Source organism: Pseudoalteromonas sp. S554, from assembly GCF_005930865.1.
Lineage (GTDB): Bacteria > Pseudomonadota > Gammaproteobacteria > Enterobacterales > Alteromonadaceae > Pseudoalteromonas > Pseudoalteromonas marina.
This window is the reverse complement of record NZ_PNDV01000022.1, coordinates 109,906-124,264: the sequence shown is the minus strand read 5'-3', so window position 1 is coordinate 124,264 and position 14,359 is coordinate 109,906. Positions and strand designations below refer to the sequence as shown.

Annotated in this window: 14 protein-coding genes; 6 read left to right on the top strand and 8 right to left on the bottom strand. The window is 39.0% G+C overall.

Annotation, left to right across the window (positions count from 1 at the left end):
* Positions 1–29: 29 nt before the first annotated feature.
* Genes CWB65_RS05890 through CWB65_RS05880 form a run of 3 tightly spaced genes read right to left on the bottom strand, consistent with a single transcriptional unit; the run spans position 30 to position 1,556 of the window.
* The gene (locus tag CWB65_RS05890; protein ID WP_039038071.1) at positions 30–479 is read right to left on the bottom strand and encodes a flavodoxin; all 450 of its coding nucleotides are present in this window, start codon (positions 477–479) and stop codon (positions 30–32) included.
* Positions 479–1,243 (bottom strand): tRNA pseudouridine(65) synthase TruC, encoded by a 765-nt coding sequence (truC, locus tag CWB65_RS05885; RefSeq protein WP_138740135.1) that lies wholly within the window; start codon positions 1,241–1,243, stop codon positions 479–481. Before truC ends, CWB65_RS05890 begins: the two co-directional genes overlap by 1 nt.
* Positions 1,236–1,556, bottom strand: a complete 321-nt coding sequence (locus CWB65_RS05880; protein ID WP_033025393.1) for a YqcC family protein — start codon at positions 1,554–1,556, stop codon at positions 1,236–1,238. The genes truC and CWB65_RS05880 overlap by 8 nt, the downstream gene beginning before the upstream one ends.
* A gap of 105 nt (positions 1,557–1,661) precedes the next feature.
* On the opposite strand from CWB65_RS05880, the gene CWB65_RS05875 reads away from it, so the two are divergent.
* Positions 1,662–2,690, top strand: a complete 1,029-nt coding sequence (locus CWB65_RS05875; RefSeq protein ID WP_138740134.1) for a DUF3549 family protein — start codon at positions 1,662–1,664, stop codon at positions 2,688–2,690.
* Positions 2,691–2,990, top strand: coding sequence for a DUF3301 domain-containing protein (locus CWB65_RS05870; RefSeq protein ID WP_138740133.1), 300 nt, complete (start codon positions 2,691–2,693; stop codon positions 2,988–2,990). It abuts the gene before it with no gap.
* Between the two features lie 743 nt (positions 2,991–3,733).
* On the opposite strand, the gene CWB65_RS05865 is transcribed toward CWB65_RS05870, so the two are convergent.
* Positions 3,734–4,378 (bottom strand): GNAT family N-acetyltransferase, encoded by a 645-nt coding sequence (locus tag CWB65_RS05865; RefSeq protein WP_010557126.1) that lies wholly within the window; start codon positions 4,376–4,378, stop codon positions 3,734–3,736.
* A 327-nt stretch (positions 4,379–4,705) separates the two neighbouring features.
* Between CWB65_RS05865 and CWB65_RS05860 the strand changes: the two genes are divergently transcribed.
* The 3 genes from CWB65_RS05860 (at position 4,706) to CWB65_RS05850 (ending at position 6,258) form a co-directional block, all read left to right on the top strand.
* On the top strand, positions 4,706–4,942 hold the full coding sequence (locus CWB65_RS05860; protein WP_006794061.1) for a DUF2789 domain-containing protein: 237 nt from the start codon (positions 4,706–4,708) through the stop codon (positions 4,940–4,942).
* 262 nt (positions 4,943–5,204) lie between these two features.
* On the top strand, positions 5,205–5,471 hold the full coding sequence (locus tag CWB65_RS05855; RefSeq protein ID WP_138740132.1) for a hypothetical protein: 267 nt from the start codon (positions 5,205–5,207) through the stop codon (positions 5,469–5,471).
* 13 nt (positions 5,472–5,484) lie between these two features.
* Entirely contained in the window at positions 5,485–6,258 is a 774-nt protein-coding gene (locus CWB65_RS05850; protein ID WP_006794063.1) for a Zn-ribbon-containing protein, read from the top strand.
* A 63-nt stretch (positions 6,259–6,321) separates the two neighbouring features.
* On the opposite strand, the gene syd is transcribed toward CWB65_RS05850, so the two are convergent.
* On the bottom strand, positions 6,322–6,861 hold the full coding sequence (gene syd, locus CWB65_RS05845) for a SecY-interacting protein (RefSeq protein ID WP_138740131.1): 540 nt from the start codon (positions 6,859–6,861) through the stop codon (positions 6,322–6,324).
* Between the two features lie 59 nt (positions 6,862–6,920).
* Here syd and queF point away from each other — a divergent pair, with 59 nt between their 5' ends.
* Entirely contained in the window at positions 6,921–7,766 is an 846-nt protein-coding gene (gene queF / locus CWB65_RS05840) for an NADPH-dependent 7-cyano-7-deazaguanine reductase QueF (RefSeq protein WP_006794065.1), read from the top strand.
* 59 nt (positions 7,767–7,825) lie between these two features.
* On the opposite strand, the gene CWB65_RS05835 is transcribed toward queF, so the two are convergent.
* The 3 genes from CWB65_RS05835 to CWB65_RS05825 form a co-directional block, all read right to left on the bottom strand.
* A complete protein-coding gene (locus tag CWB65_RS05835; protein ID WP_138740130.1) occupies positions 7,826–8,710 on the bottom strand; it encodes a peptidylprolyl isomerase in 885 nt (294 codons plus the stop codon).
* 187 nt (positions 8,711–8,897) lie between these two features.
* Positions 8,898–12,587, bottom strand: coding sequence for an autotransporter assembly complex protein TamB (gene tamB / locus CWB65_RS05830; RefSeq protein WP_138740129.1), 3,690 nt, complete (start codon positions 12,585–12,587; stop codon positions 8,898–8,900).
* Complete coding sequence (locus tag CWB65_RS05825; protein ID WP_138740128.1) at positions 12,587–14,311, bottom strand: autotransporter assembly complex protein TamA; 1,725 nt, start codon at positions 14,309–14,311, stop codon at positions 12,587–12,589. Before CWB65_RS05825 ends, tamB begins: the two co-directional genes overlap by 1 nt.
* Positions 14,312–14,359: the final 48 nt, after the last annotated feature.

Here is a 14,359-nt window from a genome sequence, read left to right as displayed (position 1 = left end):
TGCGCTCCTTTTTTGTTGGTATATAAAAATTAATCTGGGAGCTTTTCAAGCCATGCTTTTAACCAAGGCTCTGTCACTGGCCAAGGCTCAAAATCTTCACACGCGTCAATTTCTAAACGGTTACCGACAGGTTTTGCTTGTAAATCACGTAATAGTTCATCAAAACTTCTACCTGCACCGCAAAAAGTATCACCATAGCTTCTGTCGCCCATAGCCACCACTCCAAATGGCTTGTCTGTTAGCATAGGGAAACTACTATTAAGCGCATAATATAAGCCAGCTAGGTTACTTGGCACGTCACCCTGTCCTGTCGTTGAGGTAACAATTAATATGTTTGATGCGTTTTTAATATCGTCAAGCGAAGCCTCTGTGATGACCGCTGCGCTATGACCAGCCTGCTTAATAGTTGCAGCTATATCATCACTTAAACGTTGAGCACCACCATTTACAGTGCCCACAAAAATACTAATATGTGCCATTAATAATCCTTCTCTTCGTTTGGCCAACCAAGTTGCTCACAAATCTGTAGCATATCATGACCTAGTGGCGCTTTTATCGTTATTGCTTTGTTGGTATAAGGGTGCACAAAACTCAGCTCAGTTGCAAATAGCATTAAGCGTCGTAATTCAAAATGATCCCTAAAAAATTGGTTATGTTGATTGTCGCCATGATTAACATCACCAATTATTGGTAATGATAAATGTTTTAAATGCCGGCGAATCTGATGCTTGCGCCCTGTTTTAGGAAAACACTCAACTAATGAGTACCTAACCGTTGGGTATTTGCCTATTGGAATGGGTAATGCAGCTTGGTACAAACAATTAAACTGAGTTTGCGCCTCTTGAGGTGCTTTATTCTGATCTGCAAATTTATCGGCAATTTTATCAAGCTCTTCTTTTAAAGGCTTATCTAAAAAAACCGAATCAGGGGCAAATCCGCGCACTAGAGCTAAATATCGCTTAGTAATAGTACCTTCAATGAATAACTGATTCATATCGCGCGCGGCTTCAGAGCTTAAAGCAAATAGCAGCACACCCGACGTAGGTCTATCTAGCCTGTGAACTGGAAAAACGTGCTGCCCTAACTGATCGCGCAACATTTGCATCGCAAATTGAGTTTCATGTTTATCTAAAAAGGAACGATGTACTAATAGCCCTGACGGTTTATTAATGGCTACAAAGTTTTCGTCTTGATACAAAATATCGAGTTCGCCGTATTCAGTAGGCGCTAGGCGCTCACTCATGCGGTTCTCCTAATAGTGCATCTAGCTGTGTCAGCACCTCTATAATTTCATTTCCACCTGATTTATTAATCAAGGTCATTTGCGCCATGGGGGCAATTGCAAAGTTTCGCGGTAATGGTTGATTATAAGTGATCAAATGCTGCATTTTTTCAATAAAGACAAACTGTAGCCACTGCTCAAACGCCATCGAATCGTGACAAAAGGGAACACTAGAATTTAGTGCCTCTGCTGAAATTGGCTCACATTGCCAAAGTTGATGCTTTTGTAATAGCGCTTTTAATTGCACTAAATAAGCTTGGGTCTGTTGGAACATAACCACCCTCTTTATAAGTTATGCAGCAATTATACCCTGTTCCCACAAAGCTCGCTATGGCGTATAATTAGTGCAATTTTGCAGTTAAAAACGACCGGGAAAACAATGAGTGATCAAATAGCAACCTTAGGCCAACTTTTAGATGGTGCTGGCACGCAATGGCGGGCTTTTGATATTGGCAGGCACATTACTAAACTCGATAAACAACAGTTTTTAGCTATTGAACAAGCCCAAGTACCTTACCCTTATCCGCTTGCTGGTCATGCGTGGCTAGCAATTCAGTTCTGGGATGCCAAAGCGAGCAAAGAACCCTATGTGTGGTTTTTAAAATTTCCGCTAGATGAGCAAAGTAAATTAGTTAGTGCAAGTCGTGATCACTTTGCCGATATGGTTATTCAAGCTCTTGGCACTGAAATTACGGGTGAAAAAGCAGATGGCAAGCTTGATAACAATCCTTATGTGTTTACGCCTAATGCAAATAAACTGGCTGCATTTAACGCGCAAGTTAAAGTGTTACTAAAGCAACCTGCTTCACAATATTACGAATACGCTCAGCTATACTTTAGTGCAAAGTTAGGCTTTGATAATTGGCAGAGTGTGGCACTACAAGGCATTGCTGATTTTGCGCTGCGCCTAGATAACGATCAAAACTTAAGTAACTTACAAAAAGCCTGGGCACATTTACCCCTTGAAGTATTGCAGCCACTAAGTGCAATGCTTGAACATGTTGCAATACCACCAACACTGAGTGAGCTTTTACTCGCGCAGGGTCAAACAGCTATTAATAATAGCGATACTATAGCTTTAACCGCTGCACTACGCTCAATGTCTAAGGGTCAGGCACAAGGTTTATGCGCGCAGCTTGTTGATGCAACATTGAATTCAGCTCTTAAAAGCGACTCTGACGTACTTTTAACAATTGCTGGGCGTTGTTTTGTTCAGTTAAAAGACCCTAAACGATTGCATATATTTATGGATAATTGTGCTCAACATCAAAAAATAGAGGCGCTTTTTCCAAGTATTTTTGCTGACTTAGTTGCAATACCGACCATTCGACCTCACCTATTAGGTTTATTACGAAAAGAAGATCGAAGCGAAGCCCTCGCTCGTGCAATTGGAAGGTTATTCTCTTAAATGGCAAGTTTATGGACGTTTATATTAATTGGTAGTGTTATTTATTTGTTTTGGCTAAATAGAAAAGTCGCCGAAGCGGCTAATGTTCATGCTAAACGTCAATGTGAGCAATTAAATGTGCAACTTATGAGTGTTGCGTGCACTAAGCGCCGTTTTGGTTTTCTAAAAAGTGGTAAACCGGGAATAAAAAGTGAGTTTTCATTTGAGTTTTCAAGTGATGGTGAAAATGCGTATCAGGGAAGGCTTATTATGGAAAATGAGTTTTTAAAAAGTGTTGTCGTTCCACCACACAAAATCTAAGTGTTCTTATGCTTTTAATGTATAAAATTATTGCAATTGTGTGGTACAAAAAACTAAGGCGTAACTAAAGTTACGCCCCAATTGGACTGCTTCCTGCTAGATATCCACTATCTATAATCCGTTTTTTCATCCCCTGAACGAGTAAACAACCTTGTTTACCCTCACATTGCCTCATGCAATATCCATCGCCACCTTGGCAAACCCGCGTAAACTAACGCTTGGCTAAATCTATAGCATCATCCATGTTAATCCTTTGAAGTAGCGCCCTGCCACTTTGTGCTTCCTGCGTTGTCCCTTTGCTTTCCAAGCATTCACGTGCGACCTAGTACGTGGCTGCGTCCTGCAGCTTTAATCCTTTATATCCTTAAAGTAGCTCCTGCCACTTAGTGCGTCTTGCACTTCCTATTCATCCTTGCTGTCCTTGTTAACTTGTCCTTTTTGCATCCTGCTAGCATCTGCTATTTTGCCTATTCCTTATCCATGGCAGTAGCTTATTCATTAAGCTATGTCTTCTTGACAAGGTAAAGTTTAGAGTAAACGAGAGGAGGAAGTAGTATGTGAGACAAAATAATTCTTTGTCATAAAAATTAAAAAATCAATAAATTAATATTAAACATACACTTAAATAAAAAAAGGCGACCAATTGGCCACCTTTAACTGATTACTCTCACGTTAATGTAAGATATATCGCACGGACACATGTCCGTTTGGGCGCATTAACTTACACACTAAGGGTTACGCTTTTAACCCGATGCACTTTTAAATAGTAACTCACCAGCAACTTGGTTAAACGTAAGCTGTTTAAAAGTCAAAAATCCTTCAGATTTAAAAAGTTCTGTATGCTCACTACGCGTTACAAATACTGCCAATCCAGAAGACTCACTATTTGCCTTTACCAGCTCATCAAGCCCTCTGAGTAAATACCGACCAAACCCTTGACCATGAAAATGCGGATCCACTGCAATAAAAGCTAAAAAGTAATAACGGCCTTTTTCTTTTAGTGTATCTCTAATAGTTTGTTCTTTTTCTATTAACTGGTTAGTTTGTAAGTAACCCGCACTCAGCATTAATTTTAAGCGCCAATGCCAATAACGCTGAGCTTGAAGTTGACTTAAAGAATCAAACATACAGGCCACTGCTTTTAATTTGCCACTGCGATAAAGCCCTATTAGTGGTTGCTTTTCTTGCCAAAAACTACTGAGTTCTTCACGTATTAATGCACGTAACTTTTTTTCGTAAACGGCTTTATTTTTCCCATCATAACCTAGCATTGTTTTTAGTACAGGGTCATCATGGTATGCCTGATAAATTAAACTTGCTGCAGTGCTTATATCTTCTGCTTCAATGTATTGTACGCTGAACGTTTCTTCTTGTGCGGTTATACTCATTGTATGTCCTTTATTGTTTTAGCCGTAAATATAATCAGATCTCAAATACTAAAGCTATACGCGAATAACTTCATTTACGAGTATATTTAATCTAAGAACTGGATATTACGTCGTATTGCCCGCTTAAAGAGAGAAATAATATCAAAGTGTTATTTATTTTTACTATCCTTTATAAAGCGCTTAACAGCGGTTTAGGCAATTTATTATTCAGAACTTAACTTTACTATATACCTAAAGTAATTAACCGACAATTCAGCTTGAGTTTAGCTAGCACATTGTATTGTTGGGCCTTAAGGTAATTTATTGTTTATTTAAAGGAGTCGTAACATGGATACTACTAAACACGATATTCATACATTATTTGCACAACTTGGTTTACCAAATTCAGAATCTCAAATAGATCAATTTATTGCTTCACATGAGTTAAAAGACACAACACTGCTTCAAGATGCAGCATTTTGGGATGAAGCACAGCAACACTTTCTAGCGGAATCGCTTGCTGAAGATGGCGCCTGGAGTGAAGTGATTGATGAGTTAGATGTTCGTCTTCGCCAAGGCAAATAGCATTATTTAGCTAGATAGCTATGTTAAAGCCTTAAAATTACTAATCCATGACGATTTTTAATGGGATCAAGGCCAATTTACTGATCGATTTTTGACTTGTCTCAGGCATATTTACGCAAATTAGCGTTGAGGTAAGTTACTAGAAATAAGTTTTTAACCTAAGTATTAGGTTATTTAATGTAGCTTACCCGTTTTATTGCTACCATAGCACCCGCGCAGCATGTGTATGCTGCGCTTTATTTAATTAAGAGTTATAAATATAATGAATTCAGTTGTATTTGATGCAATTCAAGTCCTTTTAGATGAAGGCAAAACACCCACAGTCGCATTAACGAAAAGTCGCTTAGCGCAACCGGTTCCAATGCCAATGATTATTGCAGCTGTGAGCCAATACAAAAATAACCCGGATTCTATAAATAACTTTATTAAAACTTCCCAGCAGCCAGAAAACGCTGAGCTAAAAGCAAGCCAACTAGACAGAATTGAGCAAAAACTTGATCAATTACTTTCACTGCTAGAACAAAAATAATTTGAGACCATAAATGTTTGTTGTTGATTTAACATTTGATTGCTACCAAGACACCACCCTAGAACAAGCCGAACAAGCCATAAACCGCTTAGTAAATGCGCTTCGCTTTAATGGCCAAATAATGGGGGAAGAGTTCCCCACCGTTTTAAAAGACGGCTTTTTCATAACCCGTGTTATGTGCCCAACTGAAGACGCTATGCATCCACTAAATAATAGCCCTTTTGTTAAACACAGCATTGAAAAACTCCATAACGCTGGTTTATTGGCTCCCAAAGTAAAAGTGATTGGCCAAGATATTCACTCTAATGGAGCGGATTGCTGCACTGAGCCGTCAAGTTACATTTTATATACTACTTATGTGCATACCTGTAGCCCTCTTTATTGTGGCGACGACTTTTTACCTGTGCCTCTATTTCGCATCCCTGCTATTGCCAATGGTGATTACAAAACGCTAATTAAGTGGCAAGAAGATTGGCAAGCATGCGATCAAATACAAATTAATGGCGCAACACGCTGTGAGTTTCCTGCCCTTGAGGAAATATCCAGTACTAAAAGTGATTTATATCGCCGCGGAAAAGACATCACCAAACGCATTAGTTTTTTAACTAAAAAGCCGGTTTACTACTACTTATATCGAGTTGGTGGTGTGGATAAAGCCTCTGAGCTTGAGCGTAAATGTCCAAGCTGTAATAGCGATTGGAAACTAGATGAACCTTGGTTTGGGCTATTTGATTTTAGGTGTGAACCGTGTGGTTTAGTCTCTAATGTGTCGTGGGATTTTCAATAGCCTCTCTAATGACTTTTTAAAATCAGCTCAGCGATCTTGCTAAGCTGATTTATTAATGACGTTTTATACTTCAAGCGCTTTTAAAAACGACTCTATATTTGGTGCAAGTACATGGTGCGTTTTTTTACCGACGTGCTCTAGACACACCTCTCCGGTATGAATTAACACACTGACCAGTAAATCTTCTTTATCTGTTAAACCAATAAACACAGTTTCGGTTTGTTTTAGCTTTCGTTTCATTAAAACATGACCAGTGATGTTTTGTTGAAGCATATCGAAGTCGTCGCTATTCCATGCTTGCAACAGTTCAATTTGATGTCCGTCAATAATTGCCAATACGCTACCACCGTACATGTGCCCATAAAGTTCGCTTAACGCTGTTGGAAACTCAAGCTCTAATGCCTTAGCTAAATTGTTTAATGAGCCTGCTGGCTGCTGACGTACGCCTTGCCATTGAATATTTCCTTGCTCGTCAACCTCGCCTAGCTCACACGGACTCGGCCATTGTTCATCGTGTGCTATAAGTGGGTACTTAGCAGTGTTTTTGAGGGTATTTTCGCTAAATTGATGGTGAAGTTGTTCTAAAAGCAATGCTACAGACATACTGTGAAACTCAATTAAATTAGATATAATGCGCACATTGTAACTATTTAAGAGCAAACATGACAGATTACAGCAACTCTCCAGACCTTAAAGGCAGTGTATTAGGACAATCTACTGAGTATGTAGACGACTATACGCCAAGCTTGCTTTTCCCAATTGCACGCAAGCTAAATCGTGATGCTTTAAATATTGATGAAGCCGAACTGCCATTTAAAGGCCAAGATATTTGGACAGGTTACGAACTTTCGTGGTTAAACGCCAAAGGTAAACCGCAAGTGGCTGTCGCCTTATTTACTTTTGCATGCCAAAGCAGCCACATTATTGAGTCTAAATCGTTTAAGCTTTATTTAAACAGCTTTAATCAAACTCGTTTTGAGAGCATAAACACAGTTAAGCAACATTTAATCGATGACTTATCAGGCGCAGTTAATAGTCCGGTACAAGTAACCCTATACAAAGCGGACGATTTTAACTGTTTACCCTGTACTGCGCTTCCAGGGGAATGCATTGATGATTTAGATATTGAAATAGATAACTATGATATTGATGCCTATTCACTTAAAGCACATAGCGATGAGATAGTGACCGAAACGCTCAATAGCCATTTGCTAAAATCTAATTGCTTAATAACGTCTCAACCAGATTGGGCGAGCATTATTATAAGATACACAGGCGAGAAGATATGTCGTGAATCGCTACTACGTTATTTAATATCGTTTAGAACACACAACGAGTTTCATGAGCAATGTGTAGAGCGCATTTATAGTGACTTAACCACGCAACTCAACATTAAAGAGCTTGAAGTGTATGCACGTTATACACGCCGAGGCGGATTAGACATAAACCCATACCGTTCTACGCATTATAACGAAACACCGTTTGCCGTTAAAATTAATCGTCAGTAAATACGTTAAACACCAAAACATAAATATTAAAAAAGGAGCCTCAGCTCCTTTTTTAATATTTAAGTAACGCGCTTTGTTGGGATAGGCATACCACATACATCAACGTAATTATACGATTGGACAAACCAGGGTTCCGTTCGGCTTTTACGTGCATCTATCAGTTGCTTGAACGATGCTGAGTTTGTCTTCATTACCTTGAATACTGTTACATCGCTATTAACATCAGCCAACACTTCAATATTTGTTATTGGATTAAACGCCAGTCCCTCAGTGGGTAAACGCTGCAAACGATTAAAGTGCTCCATACCCTCAAGCACTCTTCCAAACACGGTAATGTTTTTATCAAGGTAACGAGGGCCTTGCCCAATAGTGACAAAAAACTCAGTACTTGCGCTGTTTATATCATTAGCGCGTGCCATGGCAAATACACCATTGCAATGCACTTGCCATGTTTGAGTCTGTGTTTGGTTTTGCGCAACAGCAAAACCATTTAAAAACCCCGTAACAGGCGCGTATCCATCGCCTTTTAACTCGGTAATTTTTAATGGTTGCGATGTTGGTAAATAAAACTCTGCAGGTATGGTTTTATTCGCTGTTTTTATTTCTTTTTTACCCGAGCTGTCGCCACCTTGTGCTACAAACCCTTCTACAAAACGATAAACACGGGTGTTTTTATAAAAGCCTTCTTGCGCCAACGTTTTAATATGTTGCGTGTGGTTTGGGGCTAGTTGTGGATTTAATCCTATGTAAGCCGAACCAGTAGGTAAGGTTATTTTTAAAATATTTTGAGGATCAACTACTTGCCACTCATCTGCAGTTGCATTTTTTATTACATCATTGGCACTAAGTGGTGTTTGTATATTTATAACGGATTTATTGTTAGCTGTTGTAGCGCAGCCGCTCAGCAAAAGAGCCATTACATAAATTGAACAACGTGTTTTCATATTCAACCTTTTATTATTTAAAAGTAGCCTTAAGCAATCTAACTTGCCTAGGGTCTGTTTGAGATTAATGCGAGGTTATCGCCAATTTATAGGTGATAACCATAATACATAGGCCTTCCTTGCCCAAATACCAAACAGGCTGCTGCAAATTCAACCTGACAGTTCATCAGGCTCTAGAGCTTATAGTTCAGTCCCAATCAAATTTATAGAGCACATCAACATTTTGGTATAAACCACTGGTTACCTCTATATAGAGTTGCGACAACAACTGGTAACGAATGGCTACTTCACTAAGTGACTCAAATACCCCAACGCTGTATTTAACTTGCAAGCTAGGCGCAACATAGCCTGAAATTTCTACCTTAGTGCTGTCACCACTTCCTGACGAACTTAAGCTAACATCAGAAAGACCAAACGTTTCACCTACCTTAGACACAACCCCTTCACTTCTACTAACCCCTTGAGAAAGTAATAACTGGGCAAGCATAGCGTTGCTTGATGCTCCCTCCCCCTCTCCTAGCGGCTGTCCATTGAGTAAGTATGCTAAGGTTTGGGCCTGATCCATTGCAGGCTCAGAGAACAGCTTTAGAGTGGGTTCTTTAACATTTCCCGTAAGCGTAACACCAGCTATAACACCATTTGCTGTATTAGCTGGGTTTCTGATTGCTTTTATATTCAAATAGGGATGTTCAATGGAGCCACTAAAGCCCACTTGGCCAGTTCTTATAATTAAATCTTGGCCAAATGCTAAATAAGTGCCATTTATTAAATTGAGCTCACCCGTTGCAATAATTGGAACACCTTGACTCATTTTAATCGCTAAATCACCAGCCACTTTAGACTCTAATCCGAACGACTCTACTTTGACGTCATTTTTAACGATCACATTTAAGTCTATGTCGTAGTCAAATGGTACCTTTTCGCTGGTTTCAGTTTTTTGATCAACAATAATTTCATCGTCACTAACCTGCACAGCGCCTTCTGGAAGCTCTTCAATCGTAATACGACCATAAGGTACAACTACTTCACCCGCTAATTTAAGTGCATTATTGGCTAACCCTATTTTTAAATCTGGCGATATTTTAAAAGTAACGCCTTGCTGTGCGCGCACAAAAAACTGCTCGCCTTGCACATTTACATTTACTTCAGGTTGTTCACCTTGCCAATCAACATCACCATTTAGCTTTACATTGCCACCTTGATTGTCGTTTATATTGCCTTCTATTGTGGCGGTCGTTTTATCAAATAATATGTTTATATTTGATTTTTGTAGCGCAATAGGAAGCTGTTCACCCTCAAGGTTTATATCGTTTACGTTAAGCTCACCATTTAATAGTGGATCTTTTAACGTACCCGCAAGTGCGACCTTACCGCTAATATCACCTTTTAATTGCTCAAGAGTTTCAAGAAATGGTTGTAAGTCTGAAAGTAATATTTTATCAATATTAATAGTGCCATTAAGCGCCTGCGTATTTTGTATGTCGTCAATATTAATGTATGTATCAATTTTACCTAGTACGCTTGACTCTATATTAGCTTCGAGCTGCCCCTTTTGAGAGTCTGAAAAAGCACTAATACTGAGTGTTTCTATCGGTAATTTAAAGCGATCTTCTTCTGAGGTTAAAACAGTGGTCAAGTCACTTGAATTTAAACTTGCCCGTAATGTTTTAAGAGCGCCTGCATTCCAATTGAGCGCCACATTACCTTTTATATCACCACGGGTGCGAATGTTATCGGGTAAAAAGTGTTTAAGCTCTTCAAGCGCTAAATTGTTTAACTTAGCATTTAACTGACCTAGCGCTTTAGTTTGGGCAAGCGTGTCTATACAAAGCTCGCTTTGCTGAGAAGCCCAACAGTGCGCACTCACATCAAAATTACCGTTTTGCGAGTTAAACATAACAGCAATATTTTTAGTGTTGCTAAAGCTTAACTTTTTGTCGCTTAGCGTTACATTACTAAACTCACCATTCCAGGTAGCGTTACTAATTTTGCCATTTACTTCAAGCTCTGCACTACCCTGCTCGGCATCTACAGATGCTGTAAGTTGGTGATCTGTTTTATCGCCGCTAATATCAACTTTTACACTATTAATTTGCTCATCAGCCACAAGCGCCGAGCCAACACTTAACGATACGTCAGTTTGCCAATCAGCGGCTGTATCTAACTGCCCTTTTACCGTCAGTTTATTTATATTGATTTCATTAAAAATGAAGCTATCAAGCATTAACGCTAAATCGACAGAAGGTGTTAGCCTCTGCCCTCTTACTTTTAAATCGGCGTTGCCATCGGCAATAAATGGCATATTTGCCTCTTTATTACTTTTAAGTGTTATTTTACCGTCAACTTTCCAGCTATCATTAACTTGCCCACTGAGTACTAATTTATTAGTGCCGCTACTTAAATAAAGGCTGTCGATATTTGCCTCTAGTGTATTGTTTAGCTGAAAGTTTGACGCAAACTCAAGGGGTACCTCGTTTAATAATCCGCTTAGCTTAGTATCATCCATTTGTAGTTGCCACGAGCTTTCTGCAGCCTTGAATGAACCTTTAAATTGCCCTGAAACATCGCTAGTTGCAGCATCTGTCAAATACTGCGCTTTTAGGTTTGAAAGCGAGCCGTTAAAACTCGCTTTAATGCCCTGTTGCCAATCAATATTAGCTTTTATAATCGCACTACTTTCATTGGCTTTAATACTTAATGTTTTGAGCACGGCTTGAGTTAAACCACCAGTCAGCTGAGTATTAAGATTAACAGCCGGATAAGCACCTAATTGGCTGTTTGCCTGTAAGTTGAGTTGGTAGTCATCAGCATTACCAGTTGCTTTAAGGCTTACATTTTTAACTTTAAGCTCATTACTTTGCGCATCAATAAGCCATTGGTTAATTTTGCCGCTTAGCTCAAATGGGTAATTTTTTTGCTTTAAATTAGCATTCGCTGTTAACGTGAGCGGATATTGGCCTCTCGTTTCTAAATCTATAGATAAGTCAGCTAAATCACCGTTTAACTCTAAGTTTGCTTGGTGCTCGTCACTTTTTAAAGTCACTAAGCCTTTTACAGGCAAGTTTCCTAAAAGCTCTGCATCTAATTGGGTATTAAACTGCCACTGCTCATAGGTAGCCGAAAGCGACTGCAAATTAATCACGGCATCTTCTACACTTAATAGCAGCGAAATGTTTTCGATATTATGCTGCGCATCGCCCTGCTCAATTGTTACCTTTGCGATATCAAAGGCTTCAATGGCCAAATCAATGGGTGATGTAAATTCAATATCAGGAAGTGCTGGTAATTGCGTAAGTGCAGCTTTGTTGCTTTGAGCAGTTTGCGCCTTGGCAGGTTGTTCTTGCTCTTTTAAAGCAACAAGTATACTCGGGATATTTAAGCTTTTTACTGTGAGTTTTGAACCTTCAGCTTTAGCTGATAGTTTAAAGTTATTAACGCTCACATCTGCACTAGGGTGGTTTAATGTAAACTCATTAACCGCTATATTTTTTATTGAAACATTAAAAGGTAAAGTAATTTTTTCAAGGGGCTCAGAGGGTGTTTCATCTTCTGCTTCAACTATTTTTGGCAAGGTTAATTTAATAGATTTAGCGCTTAAATTATCAACACAGATACCATCACACTGCCACCAAAATAAATCGATTTTTAATTGCTGGGCATTAAAATCTAGACCATTATTTTTAAAACGAACATTAAACACATCGTTATAAATAAAGCGGCCATCTTTAATTTCTATGTGTAATCCATCAACAACTTTATTTGCCGTATAGGCAATAAATTGATTACCGGGTGCAGTAAATAATAAACAAAATACGCTAATAATTAGCGAAACTAAAATTGCACTTACTGTGGCTGTTATTTTTTTTAATATTGGCATTAAATTTCTGGCCCTATGGTAATACTCAAACGGGTACTTTTGCTATCTTTAGTTAAGCCCCAAGCGTGATCTATTCGTACAGGGCCCACAGGCGTTAAATATCGAAAACCAAAACCAGCACCCACTTCAAATTCATCTGAAAAATCATTCGTAGCAGTACCACCATCAACAAATAATGCTGCACGCCAATTTTGAGCAAACTGATAGTTGTACTCCATAGTGCCAGCAAGCAAATATTTACCCCCTATTAGTTCACCATCATCATTTTCTGGCGAAATTGACTGATAAGCAAAACCACGAACGCTTTGATCACCGCCGGCATAAAACCGCAGTGAATACGGTACATTATTTATGTCATCAACTAGCATTGCGCCAATGTTTGCCTTAAGAAAAACTAAATGCTTATTAAGGTATGTACGAAGCCATGCATGCTGTAATTGAACCCTCAATAAATTCGTGCTGGAAAGCACATCATCTAGGCCAAACTCTGCTGATATAAGCCATTGCTCGCCCCAATATGGAGTCGTTCCGCCTTTTAAACTTTTGCGAGCATAACTAATCCCGGGCATTAACATTTCGGTTGATTCTTCTGGATCATCGCCCAAACGATACGTCTCTTGGTCTCTGCGTAAAAACGCAGTTCTTACCCATTTTTCTTCTGTAAGCCACTGCCTTTGTAATTGTGCGGTTAATATCTCACTGTAGACATCATCTGCAAGTTCGTCTTCTAATTTATAACCCACTGAAAAACGCCATAAATCATCATTAGGGTCGTCTACAGGAATGGTGTATGCCATTGAGAGATCTTGTTGCTTTTCGGCTATATTCATATTTGTATCGAGGTAATGGCCATCCTCTGTGATCCAAGGTTTACTCCACTTAAAACGAAACCTAGGCTCACTTTCAGACACACCGCCGCCAATTTCAAAGCTATTTGCAGGTTTAGGTACAACCTCAACTTTGATAGGAACTTGGGCGTTTTTGCGCGCTGTAATATCAGCATAAACACGCACACTAGCAAAATAAGGTGTGCTCGAAAGCTCAAGGTTATAGTCGGCTATGTAAGTTGATTTATAAGGTTGTCCCTGAGTAAATGGTGACAAAGAACGAATATATTTTTCAGCTAGCGTATCACTGGTAATTTCAATACTGCCATATTGATAACGCACACCAGTATTAATCGCAAACGTGACAACGGCACTATTTTTTTTAATTGAAACTTCTAATTTGCGGGCAGGCCATTTAGCATCAAAATAGCCAAGCTCCAAAAGCATAGATTCTATTTTTTTATACGCTGACTCATAGTCACCATGGTTTAGCACATCACCCTGTTTTAAATTGGTATTTTTAATAAGGGTTTGTAATTGTTTATCGTTCTTCCCTTCACCATTTAATGTAATATTAATGGCGTCTATCCGTGTTGCAGGACCACGCTCAATTTTTACAACGAGTACACTATCGTCTTTATCAAATTCAACCTCAACTGTTGGGCTGTAGTAACCCAGTGCTTTTATGCTGTTTTGTACCTGACTTTTAGCATAACGTTGAAGGGTTCTTGTTGGTTTTTCATCTGTAAGCTGCTTTAAGTAAAGCGCTACGTTTTTTTCTAAATCACCATTTATGCCTTTAATTTTGTAGTCTTCGATGACTTTTTCTACCGCATAGGAATTTGCAGCCATAAAAACAGTGACGATGCACATGCAACGTAAAAACTTAATAAACAAGCAAATATCCTTACTCTTATATACTACTTAAAACGAGCTAATGTGGTG